The organism is Clostridium nigeriense (assembly GCF_900086595.1).
Classification (GTDB): Bacteria; Bacillota; Clostridia; order Clostridiales; family Clostridiaceae; genus Clostridium; species Clostridium nigeriense.
This window is the reverse complement of sequence record NZ_LT575472.1, coordinates 290,379-308,808: the sequence shown is the minus strand read 5'-3', so window position 1 is coordinate 308,808 and position 18,430 is coordinate 290,379. Positions and strand designations below refer to the sequence as shown.

19 protein-coding genes are annotated in these 18,430 nt (G+C 28.0%); 9 read left to right on the top strand and 10 right to left on the bottom strand.

The features are described from left to right. Positions 1–109: 109 nt before the first annotated feature. From BN6774_RS01765 to BN6774_RS01755, 3 genes are all read right to left on the bottom strand, one after another. A complete protein-coding gene (locus BN6774_RS01765) occupies positions 110–391 on the bottom strand; it encodes a hypothetical protein (protein WP_066889495.1) in 282 nt (93 codons plus the stop codon). Between the two features lie 6 nt (positions 392–397). After that, positions 398–1,183 carry an SDR family NAD(P)-dependent oxidoreductase gene (locus BN6774_RS01760; RefSeq protein WP_066889494.1) on the bottom strand — a complete coding sequence of 262 codons (786 nt, stop codon included), beginning with the start codon at positions 1,181–1,183 and terminating at the stop codon, positions 398–400. A gap of 232 nt (positions 1,184–1,415) precedes the next feature. Then, positions 1,416–2,807 (bottom strand): NCS2 family permease, encoded by a 1,392-nt coding sequence (locus tag BN6774_RS01755; protein ID WP_066889492.1) that lies wholly within the window; start codon positions 2,805–2,807, stop codon positions 1,416–1,418. Between the two features lie 303 nt (positions 2,808–3,110). Between BN6774_RS01755 and BN6774_RS01750 the strand changes: the two genes are divergently transcribed. Next, positions 3,111–3,491 carry a hypothetical protein gene (locus BN6774_RS01750; RefSeq protein WP_066889490.1) on the top strand — a complete coding sequence of 127 codons (381 nt, stop codon included), beginning with the start codon at positions 3,111–3,113 and terminating at the stop codon, positions 3,489–3,491. Between the two features lie 59 nt (positions 3,492–3,550). Here the strand turns inward: BN6774_RS01750 and BN6774_RS01745 are convergent, their stop codons facing one another. Both BN6774_RS01745 and BN6774_RS01740 read right to left on the bottom strand, forming a co-directional pair. Further along, a complete protein-coding gene (locus tag BN6774_RS01745; protein ID WP_066889488.1) occupies positions 3,551–4,237 on the bottom strand; it encodes a SanA/YdcF family protein in 687 nt (228 codons plus the stop codon). A 16-nt stretch (positions 4,238–4,253) separates the two neighbouring features. Then, positions 4,254–4,724 (bottom strand): GNAT family N-acetyltransferase, encoded by a 471-nt coding sequence (locus BN6774_RS01740; protein ID WP_066889486.1) that lies wholly within the window; start codon positions 4,722–4,724, stop codon positions 4,254–4,256. 280 nt (positions 4,725–5,004) lie between these two features. Here BN6774_RS01740 and BN6774_RS01735 point away from each other — a divergent pair, with 280 nt between their 5' ends. The 7 genes from BN6774_RS01735 to BN6774_RS18445 all read left to right on the top strand — a co-directional run bounded on the left by BN6774_RS01735 (position 5,005) and on the right by BN6774_RS18445 (position 9,621). Then, positions 5,005–5,754 (top strand): ABC transporter ATP-binding protein, encoded by a 750-nt coding sequence (locus BN6774_RS01735; protein ID WP_353960930.1) that lies wholly within the window; start codon positions 5,005–5,007, stop codon positions 5,752–5,754. Positions 5,755–5,768: 14 nt separating this feature from the next. Beyond that, positions 5,769–6,887, top strand: coding sequence for an ABC transporter permease (locus BN6774_RS01730; RefSeq protein WP_066889480.1), 1,119 nt, complete (start codon positions 5,769–5,771; stop codon positions 6,885–6,887). Then, positions 6,884–7,987 carry an ABC transporter permease gene (locus BN6774_RS01725; RefSeq protein WP_066889478.1) on the top strand — a complete coding sequence of 368 codons (1,104 nt, stop codon included), beginning with the start codon at positions 6,884–6,886 and terminating at the stop codon, positions 7,985–7,987. Before BN6774_RS01730 ends, BN6774_RS01725 begins: the two co-directional genes overlap by 4 nt. Before the next feature lie 185 nt (positions 7,988–8,172). Beyond that, on the top strand, positions 8,173–8,424 hold the full coding sequence (locus BN6774_RS01720; protein ID WP_066889476.1) for a kinase to dihydroxyacetone kinase: 252 nt from the start codon (positions 8,173–8,175) through the stop codon (positions 8,422–8,424). Positions 8,425–8,817: 393 nt separating this feature from the next. Further along, a complete protein-coding gene (locus tag BN6774_RS01715; RefSeq protein WP_066889474.1) occupies positions 8,818–9,186 on the top strand; it encodes a type II toxin-antitoxin system PemK/MazF family toxin in 369 nt (122 codons plus the stop codon). 27 nt (positions 9,187–9,213) lie between these two features. After that, positions 9,214–9,351: a hypothetical protein gene (locus BN6774_RS18450; RefSeq protein ID WP_159426807.1), complete on the top strand. Its 138-nt coding sequence runs from the start codon at positions 9,214–9,216 to the stop codon at positions 9,349–9,351. 102 nt (positions 9,352–9,453) lie between these two features. Beyond that, a complete protein-coding gene (locus BN6774_RS18445) occupies positions 9,454–9,621 on the top strand; it encodes a hypothetical protein (protein WP_159426806.1) in 168 nt (55 codons plus the stop codon). A 189-nt stretch (positions 9,622–9,810) separates the two neighbouring features. Here the strand turns inward: BN6774_RS18445 and BN6774_RS01710 are convergent, their stop codons facing one another. The 3 genes from BN6774_RS01710 to BN6774_RS01700 all read right to left on the bottom strand — a co-directional run bounded on the left by BN6774_RS01710 (position 9,811) and on the right by BN6774_RS01700 (position 13,171). Next, positions 9,811–11,055 carry a glutamate-5-semialdehyde dehydrogenase gene (locus BN6774_RS01710; protein WP_066889471.1) on the bottom strand — a complete coding sequence of 415 codons (1,245 nt, stop codon included), beginning with the start codon at positions 11,053–11,055 and terminating at the stop codon, positions 9,811–9,813. 89 nt (positions 11,056–11,144) lie between these two features. Then, positions 11,145–11,951, bottom strand: a complete 807-nt coding sequence (gene proB, locus BN6774_RS01705; protein ID WP_066889469.1) for a glutamate 5-kinase — start codon at positions 11,949–11,951, stop codon at positions 11,145–11,147. A 146-nt stretch (positions 11,952–12,097) separates the two neighbouring features. Next, a complete protein-coding gene (locus tag BN6774_RS01700) occupies positions 12,098–13,171 on the bottom strand; it encodes an AI-2E family transporter (protein ID WP_066889467.1) in 1,074 nt (357 codons plus the stop codon). Between the two features lie 186 nt (positions 13,172–13,357). Between BN6774_RS01700 and BN6774_RS01695 the strand changes: the two genes are divergently transcribed. After that, positions 13,358–14,719, top strand: a complete 1,362-nt coding sequence (locus BN6774_RS01695; RefSeq protein ID WP_066889465.1) for a YjiH family protein — start codon at positions 13,358–13,360, stop codon at positions 14,717–14,719. Positions 14,720–14,750: 31 nt separating this feature from the next. Here BN6774_RS01695 and BN6774_RS01690 read toward each other — a convergent pair whose 3' ends face one another. Beyond that, positions 14,751–16,502 carry a S8 family peptidase gene (locus BN6774_RS01690; protein WP_106404254.1) on the bottom strand — a complete coding sequence of 584 codons (1,752 nt, stop codon included), beginning with the start codon at positions 16,500–16,502 and terminating at the stop codon, positions 14,751–14,753. Further along, a complete protein-coding gene (locus BN6774_RS01685) occupies positions 16,492–18,315 on the bottom strand; it encodes a S8 family peptidase (protein WP_066889461.1) in 1,824 nt (607 codons plus the stop codon). The genes BN6774_RS01690 and BN6774_RS01685 overlap by 11 nt, the downstream gene beginning before the upstream one ends. Positions 18,316–18,430: the final 115 nt, after the last annotated feature.

Below are 18,430 nucleotides of genomic sequence, written 5' to 3'. Positions count from 1 at the left end.
AATTATTAAAAATAATAAAGGAATTCAGTCTAAGACAGAATTCCTTTATTTATTTTTCTTTATTTAGTTCTTATTCTTTCATTTCTAAAACTCCTAAGGAGTTTTTTCTCTAATTATCTATTTTAGAAATTTTGTTATCAAAATTTCTGATATCAGGCCAAGTATGATAATTAGCTCCTTCTTTAGAATGATACTCTATAAAATCATCTATACTTATTTCATATATTTGAAATTCATCTAATTCTATTTTAATAATATTATCTCCTAATATATCTAAGGAAGTTATCTCCCCAGTTGGTATAGATTCACTTCCATAATAAAAGGTAATTCCATTATCTATTAATGTTTCATATAATTCTAAAATATCTTCCTTTAAATTTTTCTCTAACATTTTCACCTATCCTTTGTTCATCATCAATATTATCTTTCTCGATAAAGCTCTAGGTATTAATTTATTTAATAATATGATTACCTTATTTTTAAATCCAGGAATTATTATTAGTTTTCCCCTTTTAAAGTCTTTATAAGCAACTTTAGCCACTTCCCTAGGGGTCATTAACGTATTTTTAGCAGCCTCACTCTTTTTTATTCCCGACTTTTCTTGAAAATTAGTTCTTACAGGTCCTGGACATAAGCAACTTACTTTAATTTCACTTCCCTTTAACTCTTCATATAAAGCTTCAGTAAAATTAAGTACATAGGATTTTGAAGCATAATACGTAGCCATCTTTGGTCCAGCACAAAAAGCTGCTGTAGAAGCTACATTCATTATACCTCCTTCTCCATGGTCTATCATAGTAGGTAAAAATATCTTTGTTAACTCTGTTAAAGCTCTAATATTTACATCTATTAGTTTAAGTTCCTTTTCCATTTCTATTTCACTTAAATATCCAAAAGAACCTATACCAGCATTATTAATTAAAATATCCACAGATAGATTTTTTTTATTCACAAAATCCAATACTTTTTCACAAGAGTTATCCTCAGCTAAGTCTAAAGAAAGAATATAAACTTTAATATTGTACAAATCTAATTCCTCTTTAACTTCTTGTAATCTTTCTTCATCTCTTGCAACTAAAATCAAATTATTTCCGTCTTTTGCATAAAGCTTGGCTAATTCATATCCTATACCAGTAGTAGCACCAGTTATTAATACACAGCTCCTACCATACGGTTTACCCATAAAAAATCCTCCATTTTATATATTAGATATTAAACTTTAATTTTTAATATATCATATTATAGATAAAATATAAATATTATTATCATCTATACCCTATTATATATTTTAATAATATACACAACTCATATTTTATAAAAACAAAAGCTGTGTATATATCATATTAATATGATATATACACAGCTATATTAAATATTATTTATCCCCAAAATTAATTTTGTATTGTACTCTATTTTTATAATGCATTAATTATAAAGTTTAGTAAGAATAATGCACTTACTATATACATTATTGGATGAACATCCTTAGCTTCTTTCTTAACTATTTTAGTTATACAATATGTTACAAATCCAGCTGCAACACCATTTGAAATACTTCCAGTGAAAGGCATAAATGTTACTACAAAAAATGCCGGCATAGCTATTTCAAAATTGCCCCAATCAATATTTTTGAAGGATTCCATCATTAAAATTCCAACAACTATTAATGCTGGTGCTGTTGCTGCTGATGGTACCATTCCCATTATTGGTGCTAAGAATAATGATATTAAGAACAATCCTGCTACTGTAACTGAAGTAAGCCCTGTTCTTCCACCTTGTCCAATTCCTGCTGCACTTTCAACATATGTTGTTGTATTACTTGTACCTAAAAGAGCTCCTATTGATGTTGCTGTTGCATCTGCAAATAATGCTCTCTCTAACTTTGATGAAAAATTATTTCCACTTTCAAATAATTTTTCATCATTATCATCAAATATTCCAGCTTTTCTTCCTGTACCTAAGAATGTACCAATAGTATCAAAAGTATCAGATAATGAAAATGCAAAGATTGTAGTAAATACTAAGAATATTTTAGAAGGATCACTAAATAATCCTGCAAAATCTAATTTAAAAAATGTTGGTGCTATACTTGGAATACCAAAGCTTATTTGTGAGAAGTCTGGTACTTGAGTTACTCCCATAAAAATTCCTATTACTGTAGTTAAAAGAATTCCTAATAAAATCGCTGCTTTAAAATTTATAAGCATTAACACAAGTGTAATTACTAATCCAATTAATGCCAATAATGCAACTGGATCTTTAAAATCAGTTATTGCTAAATTTACACTATTAAATATTGCTGAACCTTCTGATGAAGCAATTTGGTTAGCTGCATCACCTGTGAATGTAATGAAATGTGCTTGTTTTATTCCTAAGAATGCAATAAACAAACCTATACCACCTGATATTGCATATTGAAGTGATTTTGGAATAGCTTGTATAATCATTTTTCTTATTTTAGTAGTAGTAATAATTATATTAATAATTCCGCAAATAAATACCATAGCTAAAGCTTGTTGCCAAGTAAAACCAAGTCCAAATACTACTGTAAATGTAAAAAATGCATTTAATCCCATTCCTGGAGCTTGTGCGAAAGGTACATTAGCTACTAATCCCATTACTAACGTTCCTATTACTGAAGCAATTATAGTTGCAACGAAAACTGCATTTTTATCCATACCTGCTGCTGATAAAATAGAAGGATTTACGAATAAAATATATGCCATAGTAAGAAATGTCGTTAAACCTGCTATTAATTCCGTTTTAACATCTGTTCCATTTTCTCTAAGTTTAAAAAACTTTTCCATAAAACTACCTCTTTCACTTAATCGAATATTATATAATTATATTATCATTTCGTTCGTATTTAATCAATATATTTTTTACTCTTTTTTAAATATTTTATTATTTTTTTCTTTTTAATCTTATTTACCACCTATTTTTTTGTATAAATTAACTATAAACTAAAATAATACGAACATTAATATTTTGTTTACATTATTAAAATACGCCTGTTTTTGTTTTTTTATTTCACATTCTATTACTTATATTTACATTTTTGTTTCAAAATGCTATTATGATTGTATATCATTTATTTAAGGAGAAAAAATATGAAAAAGGTAATTCCCTTTATTTTTACAGGAAATAGTTTTAACTTAAGAAACATTGTTTTTTACTTAAAAAACAATACTTCAAAAACTTTAGAAAATGTAACTATACAACATACTGGACCAGGTGGACATCCTATTGAGTTAGGAACTATTAAATCAAATAGCCATGATAATAAAGAAGAGATATGTTCAACAACAATCATTAATAAATCTGAACTAATACTAACATATACTTTAGATAATATAACCTATAGCCTAATAGTAGATGATAATATTATTTACTCAGATATAAGACCAATAGTTATTACCATTACTGAAGAAAATGATACTCTAGTTTTTAACTCTGAAAGAATAGCTGGAAAAGATATTATAGACAATTAAAAGTGGGGCTATTTTTAAACAGCCCCTAATTAAAAATTATATACTCTTTAATTTTTATTTTAATCGTCTTCAGTAATTCTACCATCTGAATTATTTACAGGTATTGATTCTCCTAAAAATTTTGGCTTAGGTTTTAATATATTTACATAAATAAAATCCTTTAGTTGAGCTAAAACTTCACGCTTTTTATAGCTACTCATTAACTGATAACCTCTTTTGTCAGACTTAACTCCATAAGCATCAATTCCCAATTTTCTTGCTATATACAATGCTCTTGGCAAATGATATTCATTAGTTACTATAATAGCCTTATTAATCTTAAAGATTTCCTTAGCCCTATACATAGTATCATAAGTACTAAATCCAGCATGATCCATAAAAATTACTCTCTCATCTATATTATTGCTTACAATATAATCCTTCATAGCACCAACTTCATTATAATCTTCCCTACTATGATCACCGCTTAAAACAAAGGCATTAGCTGCTTTAGCTTCAAACACCTCTAAAGAAGTTTCAAGTCTATCCGCAAGTATATCCGAAGGAGTTCCATCATTTTTGACTCCAGCACCAAGAACTATTATAGCATCATTATTAATAGGTATATTTTCAATATTATAAATATATTTTTTATAACTATTCACTATTGAAAGAGATATGCTTATTGCCATTATAATTAATATTAATAACGATACAACTATTCCCATAACTCTTTTTCCCCATTTCTTAAATTTATTCTTTCTCATAAATTCTCCTAAAATATTATATTCTAAACTTCATTTTAACGTGCGATATTCCCGCTTCTTCATATTCTTCTGAAACTTCTTTAAATCCTACATTTTTATATAAATCTTTAATATAACTTTGAGCAGATAAGGTTATTTCATTTACCCCATATTCTTTTTGAATTACTTCAATAGCTTTTAACATCATTTCCTTTGCTAAACCTTTCCCCCTATATTCCTTTAGTACTAATACCCTTCCTATAGATGCATCATTATAAGATAATCCTGGCGGAAGCAATCTACAATAGCCTATAACCTTCTCAATTCCACCTTCATTATCTATTGCAAATAAATGAATACACTTTTTATCCTTATCATCAAAATCATTCTCACAAGTTATTTCTTGTTCACAGGCAAAAACTTCATACCTAGACTTAACTATTTCATAAAGCTCACTTATGTTAAGTTCATTAAAATATTTATTTTTAAATTCATATTTTTTCTTCATATATTACTCCCTATAAATCACACTTTTTACCTATTATAATTATAATATTATTATTTTATATTTTCTATAAATATCCTTTATTTAAAAATATGTATCCATAATAATTATCAATAAATAATTATTATTTTAAATCTTTAAGAAAAACCTATTAACATGAAGCTATTTTGCTTTTTTTAGCTTTTTTAGCTATTTTTTAATATATAATAAGTTTGTATCAATGATGTCATAGTATTAATATTAATATAAGTTTAAATGAACGCAGTTCAAATAGGAGGAAATTATAATGATAATAGAAATAAAAGATCTCGTAAAAAATTACAAAGATTTTAAAGCTGTAGATATAAAAGATTTAAAAATAAAAGAAGGAGAAAGTTTCGGCTTTCTAGGTCCTAACGGTGCTGGAAAAACAACTACTATTAGCATTCTAAGTGGTCTTTATTCTAAGTATTCCGGTGAAGTTAAAATATTTGGTAAAAATATAAAAACTGATTCTATGTTTATTAAGAAAAATCTAGGAGTTGTTCCTCAAGATTTAGCCTTAATAGATGATTTAACAGCAGAAGAAAATGTTAAATTTTTCGGAGAACTATATGGTTTAAGAGGAAAAGAACTTAAAGATGCAGTTAAAGAAACATTAGAATTCGTTGGCTTATGGGATAGAAGAAAAGACTTCCCCCCTAAATTTTCCGGTGGAATGAAAAGAAGATTAAATATAGCTTGCGCTATTGTTCATAAACCTAAGCTAATAATTTTTGATGAACCAACAGTTGGTATTGACCCTCAATCAAGAAATAATATTTTAGAAACTATAAAGAAACTTAATGAACAAGGCTCTACTGTAATTTATACTTCTCACTATATGGAAGAAGTTGATGCCCTTTGCTCTGATATTTGTATAGTAGATCATGGACAAATAATTGCAAGAGGTACTAATGACGAACTTAAGGCTTTAGTTAAACATGAAGATGGAAGTACAGCTTCACTAGAAGAAGTATTTCTTCACCTTACTGGCAGAAGCCTTAGAGATTAAGGAGGAACAACCTTATGAAAATATTAACCATAGTAAAATATAGACTACTACAGTCAGTAAGAGATGTTCAAAGCCTTATCTCAATGCTATTGATACCAATTTTTCTAATATTAATATTAGGAAATGCCCTAAAAAATAATGAGGATTTTACTGCGAGAACTGTTGATAAAGTAAATTTATTATATGTAAATGATGATTCAACAAATGGTGCAAAAGCTTTTGAGAACTTTATCACCTTAGATGAACTTGGAGATATAATTCAAGTTGAAAAAATAAATAATATCGAAGAAGGAAAGAAGCTAATTGAAAATAGAAAATATGATGCTTTAGTTGTTTATGATGAGAACTATGATGGCAAACTTGAATTAATAGGCTCTGAATATAATCAACTAGGAGTTTCCATAGTAAAAGGAATAGTCGAAACATATTCTTCATCTGCAAATGCTATGGAAGCACTAGGCAAGATTCAATCAAGAAACTTTACCTTAGAACAAAATAATAATCTTCAAGATGAAGCAGTTTCAGTATCAGGTAAAAAACCTTCTGCTATAGATTATTATGCTATAACAATGCTTGTAATGATAATAATGTATGGATCAATTTATGCTAACTTTGCTATAGATAAATCCTATTATGGAGCTGTTGGTTCTAGATTTAGATCTACTCCATTAAACCTTTCTCAAATATTTATAGGAGAAGCAGTTGGTGTAATTATAACTATTATGGTTCAAGTTCTTATACTATTGTTAATTTCAAATTTTGCATTTGGAGTAAACTTTGGAAGTAGCATTCCAACTATATTATTATCTGCTTTTTCATTATCAGTATTATCTACAATGTTAGGTATATTTGCTATAATGGCAACAAAAAAGGGATTAATAGGGCTTGCTCTTCTAAATGTTATAGTTCCTATATTCACTTTTTTAAGTGGAGGATTTGTAAAAGTAAACTTTGGTGGAATACTTGGCTCTATAGCTAAACTAACACCTAACTATCTAGCTTCAAATGCTATGTTTAAATCAATTTATGGAGGAGCTTCAAAAGAAGTATTCTTAAGTATATTAGGCCTTTGGATTATATCTGCCTTATTATTCTTAGGGGCAAATGTAATAGGAAGGAGTGAAAGAGTATGACAATATTTAAAGCAACATTAAAAAGATTATTTAGACAAAAATCAAATTTACTATTTCTAATAGTATTACCATTAATTTTTATGGTTATTGCCTTTTCAGGTTCAAATGGTACTGCTCCTTTAAAGGTCACTATTATAGATAATGACAAAACAGCTATTACAGAAAGTATAATTAATAATATTAAAGATAAGGCTGAGGTTAATTTTGATGGTGAAGAAACTATTCAAAACAATTTAATTAATAATGAGATAGATTATGCAATAGTTATTCCTAAGGGATATACCGATTCTTTAATTAAAGGGGAAGATCCTATATTAAAGACATATGAAGCTAAAGAAGGTAATACTTCTACAGCTATTAAAACCTCTCTAAATAACTATATAAATATCCTAAAAACTTTTGCTAAAAACTCTAATGGCAATGAAGAAAAGTTTTATGATGCAGTTAAATATTACTCAGATGGTTCTTATAAACTATCTTATACAAGTGTAGATAAAGGTGAAGGAAATAAGTCCAAAACAAACACTGCTATGGCATTTATAGTACTTAACCTATTATTTTCAGCAACATCAGCAACTAATATAATACTAAAAGATAGAGAGAAAAACGTATTTACAAGATTATTTACTACACCAATGACAAGATTTAAGTATATATTCCAAAGCTTACTTTCATTTTTAGTAATTACTTTTGTACAAATAACCTTATATTTCTTAGTATTCAAATATATATTTAAATTTAATTTAGGAGATTCACCTTTAAGCCTTTATTCTTTATTCTTGATATTTGGTATATTTACCATTTCCCTTGGTGTATTTATTACTACACATTCCAAGGATCTAAGAGTATCAGGAACAATAAGCACCCTTGTAATACTTCCTTTTGCAATGCTTGGAGGATGTTTCTGGCCAATTGATGTTATGCCAAACGTATTAAAGAATATTTCTAAAGTTATACCAACTACATGGATAAATACTTCAAATAGTAATATTCTTTATGGTTCAACCTTAAGTAATGAAATGACTACTATAGCATTATTACTTGGTATCTCATTGGTATTATTAGGATTATCAGCAAATAAACTAAAAAACAGAGCATAAAACAAGAAAAATATCATCTTTGTGATAAAGCTTGCTTTAAATCATAATAAGATGATATTTTCTTTATATAATTTTTTCAATCTTTGTATATATAAATATGGTATAATCTATCCATAATAAATTAAAAATGTAAATTGATTAGTTATTTAATCAATTTAGAATGGGATTTGAAAGGAGAATTAATAATGCTTGAATATAAATTTGATACGCAATTGTTAATTGAAGGACATAATCTTTCAGAGGATGAAATTAATGAATATATTACTAAAAATATAGAAGGTGATTGTCTATTAGCAGTTGGTGATGAGGATTTAATAAAAATTCACTTCCACACTAATACTCCATGGAAGGTTCTTGAATATTGTGCTTCATTAGGAGATATTTTTGATGTTGTTATAGAAAATATGGAACGTCAAGAAAACGGATTACAAGGTTAAACCTCATATTAAGTGTTAAAATAAAAGGATACATAAAATGTACCCTTTTATTTTTTATGGAACCTTTATATATATTTAATCGTATATAATATGAGTGGATTCAGAAAGGGGTACTGATAATGGTCAAAGAATAATACTTACCGAATATAAGAGCAATAATTACAAACAAATTAGTGAAGAATTTATAATATTATTAACATAACAAATTCTAGCTATATAAAATACTTATTGACAAAAAGATATACTTAGTATATAATTCCAAATATATAATTTAATAAACATTTTAGATATATATTGAAATCTAAATTTTGATTTAAAAGTAATATAGTGCAGGGATAGTTGCGCTTATTTTTAAATCAAAGTTTAGATTTTTTTTTTGAAAGGATGATTTTTATGAGTAATTTGAGAAATTTTATTAAAAGAGGTTGTGTAGTAATGGTTGATTTAGGAAATCAAGTTGGATCAGTTCAATCTTTAGTAAGACCAGCTATAGTTGTTCAGAATAATAAGGGGAATTTATACTCTACAACAACTATAGTAGTTCCCTTAACATCTAAAAATAAAAAATTATTACCTACACATCACATATTAGAGAAGTACGATTATGACTTTTTACATACTGATAGCATTGCTCTATGTGAGCAAATAACAACTATATCAGAACAACAAATCAAAAAGGTCATTGGAAAGATTGACAGTGAGGTTATGTCTGAAATAGATAGAAAATTAGCTATCAGTATAAATTTAAGATTGGCATTATAATATGCAAAATAAGAGGAGGTAGTATCAATGAGAAAGTGTAGTTATTGTAGTGGGAGTGGAGTAGTTTCTTGTGAATGCACAGGAGAGTATAATTGTCCTAAATGTGCAGGTTCAGGTAGTTATACCTGTCCTGCCTGCGGAGGAAGTGGCATTCACTATGATTAATTTAGTTAGTTTAGAAATTTAATTACAAGTAGTTGCAGTTTTTATTACTGCTATTTATGGGCATAATTCCTTATAAAATATATAGAGTTTGGAGGTTAGATAATGAGCTACTATTACGATGATGATTATGATTATTATGAAGATGAATTACAGGATTTAAGAGAAGAAGGACCAGATCCAAGTGATTATGATGATGGGAATGAAATTGATTGGGATCGCTTTGAAAATGATTATAATGACTGGGCTGAAGAATCAGGATTTCCTAATTAAATTTAACATAAGTATGCAGTTAAGAATAGTATTAAAGATGATTAGCATAACTAAAGAGATTTGATGTCTTAATTCAAAAAAACTCTAATGATACCGTCATGTATCATTAGAGTTTTTATACTACTTAACTCAAATACAGTTAAATGCCCCGAACACTTTTCTACTAAATAGATATCTTGTGCAACGACACTATCTTATTTGTCCACTTCCATAAATTATATATTTAATAGTTGTAAGTTCTTTAAGTCCCATAGGCCCTCTTGCATGTAGCTTTTGAGTACTTATTCCTATTTCTGCACCAAAGCCAAACTCTCCTCCATCAGTAAATCTTGTTGATGCATTAACATAAACAGCAGCTGCATTAACTTTATTTAAGAACTTTTGTGAATTCTTATAGCTATCTGTTATTATTGCTTCTGAATGTCCTGATCCATATTTATTTATATGTGTAATAGCTTCATTTACATCTTTAACTACTTTAGCGCCTATTATATAGTCTAAATACTCTTTGCTCCAATCTTCCTCAGTAGCACAAGAAACCTCTTTTATTATAGCTTTAACTTTTTCGTCTCCTCGTATCTCAACTTCTTTTTCTTTTAAAGCTTCACAGATAATTGGTAAAAAGTCTTTTGCTATTTTTTCATTAATAAGCATTTTTTCTGCTGCATTACATACTGCTGGTCTTGATGTTTTTGCATTTACTATTATATTCTTAGCCATTTCAAAATCACAAACTTCATCTACATAAATATGACAGTTACCAACTCCAGTTTCAATAACCGGTACTGTTGCATTTTTAACTACAGCTTGTATCAATCCCGCTCCCCCTCTTGGAATTAAAACATCTATATATTCATTAAGTTTCATCATCTTAGTAGCTGTTTCTCTACTAGTATCTTCAACTAATTGAATTGAATACTCTGGTAAACCTGATTCCTTTAAAGCTTCTCTCAATACCTTTACTATAGCTTTATTAGAATTTATTGCTTCACTTCCACCTCTTAATATAACTGCATTTCCAGTCTTTAAGCAAAGCCCTGCTGCATCACAGGTTACATTTGGTCTAGCTTCATATATTATTCCTATTACACCCATTGGAACTCTTTGCTTTCCAATTTGTATTCCATTAGGCCTTTTCCACATTTCTATAACTTCACCAATAGGATCATCTAAAGCTATAAGCTCCATTAATCCTTTTGCCATCCCTTCTATCCTATCTTCATTTAAAGACAATCTATCTAACATAGCCTTAGATGTTCCCTTTTCAATAGCTATATCTAAATCTTTTTTATTTTCATTCATAATTTCTTGTTTTTTATTTAATAAAGCACTTGCCATTAACTCTAAAGCTTTATTTTTCTCAGTAGTAGATGCTACTCCTAAATCATAAGATGCCTCTTTAGCATTCATACCTAAATTCTCAATAGTAATCATAATTAATCACTCCTTATTTTGAAAACTCCGTCAGGAGTTTTTCCATCAATTTTTCATTTTTAACTCTTCATTCTTAATTTCTAAGTTGATTAACAACTTAGAAACAAAGTTCCTACTTCTTCACCATTTAATATATTTAATATTATCTTTGGATCTTCTCCATTGGCTAATACCATATCTACTCCAGATTCTGTTGCTGTTTTTGCCGCAGTTAACTTAGTTATCATACCACCTGTACCCAAATTACTACCTGCTCCACCACAGCATTCTTCTAGTTCTGGTGTAATTTCTTTTATCTCTCTTATAAGCTTCGAATCTATATTTTTTCTAGGATCTGAATCATAAAATCCATCTATATCTGATAATATTATTAAAAGATCAGCCTTAACCAGTTTTGAAACTATTGCTGATAAATTATCATTGTCTCCGAATCTAACTATATTCTCTATTTCATCTATTGAAACTGTATCATTTTCATTTACAATAGGTATAATTCCATTCTCTATTAATGTCTCAAAGGTATTACAAACATTATTCCTAACATGATCATCCTCTACTACATCTCTAGTTAATAACACTTGTCCCACAGTATGACTATATTCACCAAAAAACTTACTGTATATATGCATTAATTCACATTGTCCTACAGCTGCTACTGCTTGCTTTTCTCTTATAGTCTTAGGCTTTTCTTTTAACTTCAATTTAGATACTCCAACACCAATTGCTCCTGAAGTAACTAATATAATTTCCTTCCCAGAATTCATAACATCAGATAGTATTCTTGTTAATTTTTCAATTCTTGTTAAATTTATTTTACCATTATCATATGTTAACGTAGAAGTTCCTACCTTAACTACTATCCTATTAGCTTCTTTTATTTTATTTCTATTGCTCATTCCTACAAATCCCCCGTTATTTTCATTTATTTAATTATAGTTTTTTTATAATATTTTTTCTACCTAAACATTATAAAACAACCTTAAAATTGATAATGCATAATGCATTATCAATTATCCGTTATAAAAATATCTGCTTTTTATACTTAGCCTTCTTCTTTGAATTCTTTTATTTTATCTTCCATTTCTTTATTAAAATGTCTAAATATCATTTTTACTAGTGAATAAATAGGCACAACGACAAAAGCTCCAATAGGACCAACTAGAGATGCAGCACCTACTACTAAGAAAATATCTGTAATTGGATGAATCTTCATTGTTTTGCCCATTATTAATGGTACAACAATTCTCCCTTTAAGGGTTTGAGCTATTAAAACTAATATAGATAATTTTAATATCATGCTCCAACCTAAAGCTATAGCAATTATATAAGGCAATATTAGAGATATAAAAAAACCAACAAATGGTATAAATGCTAATATAAAAGTAACTGCTGATAAAAGTAAAGGACTTGTCATACCTATAAATTTATAGCCTATAAACATCATAGTTGATAAAGACAACGCTACTTTAGCTTGCCCTATAATGTAAGATGATAGTAGCTCATCTCCCTCTTCTACTATATCATATCCTTTATTTCTATATTTCCTAGGAAATAATTCTACTATTAACTCTTTTATTCCTTCTTCATCCTTAAGTAAATAAAAAACTATTAAAATCACTAATAATATATTTGAAAACATCTGCATTCCTTTATCAAATAATCTTTTTATATTAGTAATAATTAAATATAAATAACTTTGTATATCCTCTAAAAATTTACTATAATAATCACTTTTTAAAATATTTTCTTTAACAATATCCTGTATATCATCCATACCTCCCTTTTGCTCAATCAAATTTATTAGTATGGATTTAACATTAATAAATTGCTCTATAAAATAATCACTAAAGTATTTTATTATTCCAGATGCAACAAAGAAGAAAATGATTAAGGTTAAAGTGGCTGCAATATTTCTCTTTACCTTTCTTTTTAGAAATATATTATTTAGTGGTTTAAGTATATAAAATAAAAATACTCCAAATATTATTGGTATAATCACAACAGAAAATATTACTCTTATAAAATTTTTTAATAAAACTATTTTACTTAATAAGATTATTAATATTACTAATAAATTAAAAATAACTAAATATGTAATAACATTTTTTTTATTCATAAACAAAATTCTCCTTTAAATACTTAATGAATTTAGTTTATCCTTATTAAAAGAAAATATTAACACTCCATTTTTGTATAAAATTTAGTTGTTTTTGCATAAAAATCTATTGATTTTTAATTTAAAAATGTATTAAAATTAATTCCTGTGTATAATTATTAATTTTTAGATATAAAGGAGACCGAAATGAAAAAATTAACTAAAGATGAAGTTACTTTAAAAGCCTCCCTTACTTTTATTATTCCTTCTATAATAGGAATAATACTATTTATGATTCCTATTAAATATAAGGGGGATATTACTATACCAGTAGCTTTAATGTCAAAATTTTTAGCAAATGCTTTAGGAGGCTACTTAACAGCTATTATAACTTTATTTATTTGTATTTCTGCAATATTTTGCATAATTACTAAAGCTTTTAAACCTAAATTTATTATAGAAAATGAATTTTTAAACACTTTATTTAACGTAAGTCCTATTTGGTTTATTATAAGAATTCTAGGCGCTATATTTTGTATTTTTTCATTATTTAATATAGGACCAAAAGCTATAATTAATCCTTCAACTGGATCTTTTGTATTAAATGATTTACTTACAATATTATTTACTATTTTCTTTTTTGCAGGATTATTATTACCCTTATTACTTAACTTTGGTTTATTAGAGTTCTTTGGTGCAATCCTTACTAAGGTTATGAGACCTGTATTTACTCTACCTGGTCGTTCCTCAATAGATTGCATTACATCTTGGTTAGGAGATGGAACATTAGGCATACTATTAACTAATAAACAATACGAAGAAGGATTTTATTCAAAAAGAGAAGCAGCTATAATTAGTACTACATTTTCAGCAGTGTCTATAACTTTTAGCTTAATAGTAATAGATACCGTTGGATTATCTAATTTATTTATTCCATTTTATTTAACAGTAACATTTTCTGGAATAGTAGCAGCTATAATTTTACCTCGAATATATCCATTAAAAAATATACCTAACACTTATTATAATAATAAAGAAAAAAAGGATGATGAAACTATTCCTTCTGGATATAACTCTTTTTCATGGGGATATAAAAAAGCATTATCTAAAGCTGAAAAAAATCCTGGTTTTAAAATTTTTATTGTAGATGGAATAAAAAATGTTTTTGATATGTGGCTTGGAGTTTTACCTGTGGTTATGGCACTTGCTACTATTGCCCTAATAATTGCAGAATATACTTCAGTGTTTCAAATTTTAGGTTTGCCTTTTATACCTTATTTAAAGCTACTTCAAGTTCCTGAAGCTGTAGCTGCTTCTCAAACTTTAGTAGTTGGATTTGCAGATATGTTACTTCCATCAGTTCTAGCTGCAAATACCATAACTAGTGATATGACTAAGTTTATAGTTGCTTGTACTTCGGTTTCTCAATTAATATATATGTCTGAAGTAGGTGGAGTTCTACTTGGATCAAAAATACCTGTATCATTAAAGCAACTATTAATAATATTTATAGAAAGAACTATAATAACTTTACCTGTAATAGTTCTTATAGCTAATTTAATATTTTAGAATAAAAAACTGGACATAACTGTCCAGTTTTTTAACTCATATTTTCAAATATTTTATAAAAATCTATTATCCCATTTCCAAGCTGAGGATTAGGATAGGTATCTCCTGATCTTTTATATACCCCTCTACTTAGAAAAGTCTTTAAGGTTTGAGAATACATGTATGGATAGTTTTTATTTATTATTCCCCATTGAAATAGTAATACACATGCACCAGCTCCAATAGCTGCCGATAAGCTCGTGCCACTAATTATATCTATCTTATTATTAATTCCCACAGTCATAGTATTATATCCTCCGGCAGCAAAGTCTATTGTATCCATTATCTTATCTCTAAATGCAACACCAGAGTAGGACAATAAATTATTATTATTTTGATTATAGGCTGCTACTGTTACCGTATATTTCGAGTCTCCTGGTATTGTTACCGTTCCATACTGATTACTTGATATAAATCTATTTCCTGCTAAAGTCAATCCTCTTTGTAATAACCAAGCATTATATTCTGCTATTTTCCCAAGTTTTAACTTTACATTTATCTTCCAAATTCCAGGCTGAATATCATAAAAATATAATCTTATTAATTGATCCCCAGTGTATTCTTCTGGAAGACTATAATATATATATAACTTTGTTTGTTCAAATATAAATGAATATCTTTTATTTATATTTAATATAGCTGGTATATACCCTGTATCGACTCCTGAGGGAGATATTACATTTATCTCTATAATATTAGGTAAACTCATCCAAATTTCCATATACATAACTTTTTGTCTTTCTTTCACTAATAGCTCTATAGATTCAAATTCACCTTTATTTTTTATAATTCCAGATGTATGAGTATCCTCTATACCTTCATTTCCAGTTCCAGTTACAACCACAATACCAACATTACTAGATACTGACGCAATATAATTATCTAATATATGAGTTCCTCTATGGTTTCCCGAGTTAGTTCCTAATGGTAATAATATAACTACAGGTTTCCCACTTGCTGAAAGATATCTTTTTAAGTATTCTATAGCTAAAAATATTGATGTTATACTGTATGCCGGTACTTTTATCCCATAATTGTCTCTTAAAAAGTCAGATGGTAATAATTTAACTGAGACAATCTCACATTCTGGAGCTATCCCTTTCAAGTTAGGGTTTTTACCTGCTGCACCTACTATTCCCGCCATATTAGTTCCATGTCCAATTTCATCTTTACTAGGGACTATTTCATATGGATTTCCACCCTCATTATATACTCTTATAGCCTCATCTATTTTCTCCTTAGTATATACCTTTCCTAAAAGCAACTTACCATCTTCTTTTCTAAATCCTATTGTTTGATCCCATATTTCATTTATTCTTGTATTACCAATTGCATCTTTAAATTCTTCATTTAAATAATCTATTCCTGTATCTATTATTCCTACTACGACTCCCTTACCCGTTAAATTCAAAGCTAGTTCAGTTTGTAGTAAATTTACATTTGATGCTTGTATAGCTGATATTTGTTGTAAGGTGTAGACCTCCGGAGGTAAAACATAAATAATTTCGAATTCTTCTGATTTAAAATTACTATTAATTAAATCTTTTATTTCTAACGTATCTTCAAAATTTTTAATTAAGTTTGCTCTTAAATAGACTGCAGCATATTCCTCATTTACAATAAATAAAAATATATCAGGAGTTTCTATAGACTCTGTACTAAGACTACCAATATACTCTGTAAGATAGCTTACATATTTGTTGCTATCAAACTCATAGCTACTATTTGGAACATTATTCTCCATAAGGTTCCTCCAATCTATCATTAATTAAATCATCTGGAATCCTAATAAATAAGCTTCCTATATTATACTCTAAGTATCCAATGTTGCTTCTATAATTTCCTGATAAAATCCTAAAAACATCATTTAAATTTAATCTTCCATATCCTAATTCTTCATTAGGATATTCATATATTTCATCTCTATCTGCTGAGTATATTAATAAACTTCTTAACTTTATGGAGTATAGGGAGGCATCATTTCCATCAACTATTCCCCATTGTAAAAGTAATGCACAGGCACCTGCAACTATTGCTGCTGCTGCTGAACTACCACTTACCTTTGTTACTGAATCACTTCCTGCTAAAATAGTTAAGATATTAACCCCTTCCGTAGCAATATCAGGGTTTATTAACCAATTTACATTAAAACCTTTTCCGGATGAAGCCATAATTGATTTAGTTATTCCATCATAATATGAAACAGTTATTACATTTGCAGCTGTAGAAGGTATAGTAAGTGTATTATATGGATTGGGATCTAAAAATTTTGTTCCCTCTGGTAAAAGTGATTTATCCTTAAGCCATATATCGTATCTTCCATCAGTAATATATTCTCCTCTTAAACTTATATTCCAGATTCCAGGCTTTATATCAATAAAATTTACTACAAACAGCTGATGACCAGTAAAACTTTCTGGATCATAGCATCTTATTTCTACTTTAGTATTCAATAAATAAAACTGTCTAAAATCTTTTGACTCTATATTTGGCCTAATATACCCAGTTTCATCACCATTAGGAGATATTATATTTAATGACATTTTATTAGGTTTCTTTATCCATAATTCTAAGTTAAAACTTTTAATTTCCCTAGGAATCAGTAATTCTGAATATTTAACTTCTCCTATATTTGATAAAAATTTAGTAGAATGTCCCTCTGCATTTCCTGAATTTCCCGTTCCCGCTATAAACACCATATTTCTTCTTCTTGATATAGATGTTATAAATCGACTTGTTATGTTTGCACCATCATGTGAACCATCTTGTGTTCCAACTCCTAAGTATAATATCATTGGTTTTCTTAGCTCATAAGAAGCTCTTCTTAGATATTCTATAGCAGATAAAACCTCCGATGTATTATATGCTGGTACTACTGGAACTTTATTTTCTCTTAATATTTTTATATAATTTATTGATGGTAGCAATTTTACTATTATAAATTCACAGTCATTAGCAATTCCCTCAATGTTATGATTATATCCTCTTGCACCTATTATTCCTGCCATACTTGTCCCGTGTCCTATTTCATCTCTGCTTGGCACTATCTCATAAGGGTTTCCACCCTCCTTACTAACTTTTATTGCTCTATTTATTTCATCATTATTATATTCTGTTCCAATATACAACTCTGATGTTTTATTTGATTGTATTGATTGATCCCAAATTCTTATTATTCTAGAAGTCCCATCTTCCCTTATAAATTCCTTATTTAAATAATCAATCCCAGTATCCACCATACCTACGATTATCCCTTTTCCAGTTAAGTTGAGATAGTTATTAATCTTTACTGAAGCTATTGCATCTACATTTATAGGAGATGTATCTTGTAAAACATATACACCTCTAGCTTCAATAAATATTATGGACGGCACGTCTATCCTCAATCTATCAATATCCTTTTCTTGAACTGATATAACAGCAAGTCTTTCATTAATAATATCACCACAAGCATAATCAACCTTATCAATCTCTTCCTTAAAGTTACCTTTATATTCAACAACATATCCTGGAGAGTTTTCATCCAAATAATTTTTACAAAACACCTTACTTTCCATATAATCCCGCTTTAACAAAACTATGATATATTCTATTCTTACTTGTTACCTTATTATTCTTATAAGCAAACTTTATAATTAATCTATTAATTATAAAGTTCTAAAAGCGTTAAAA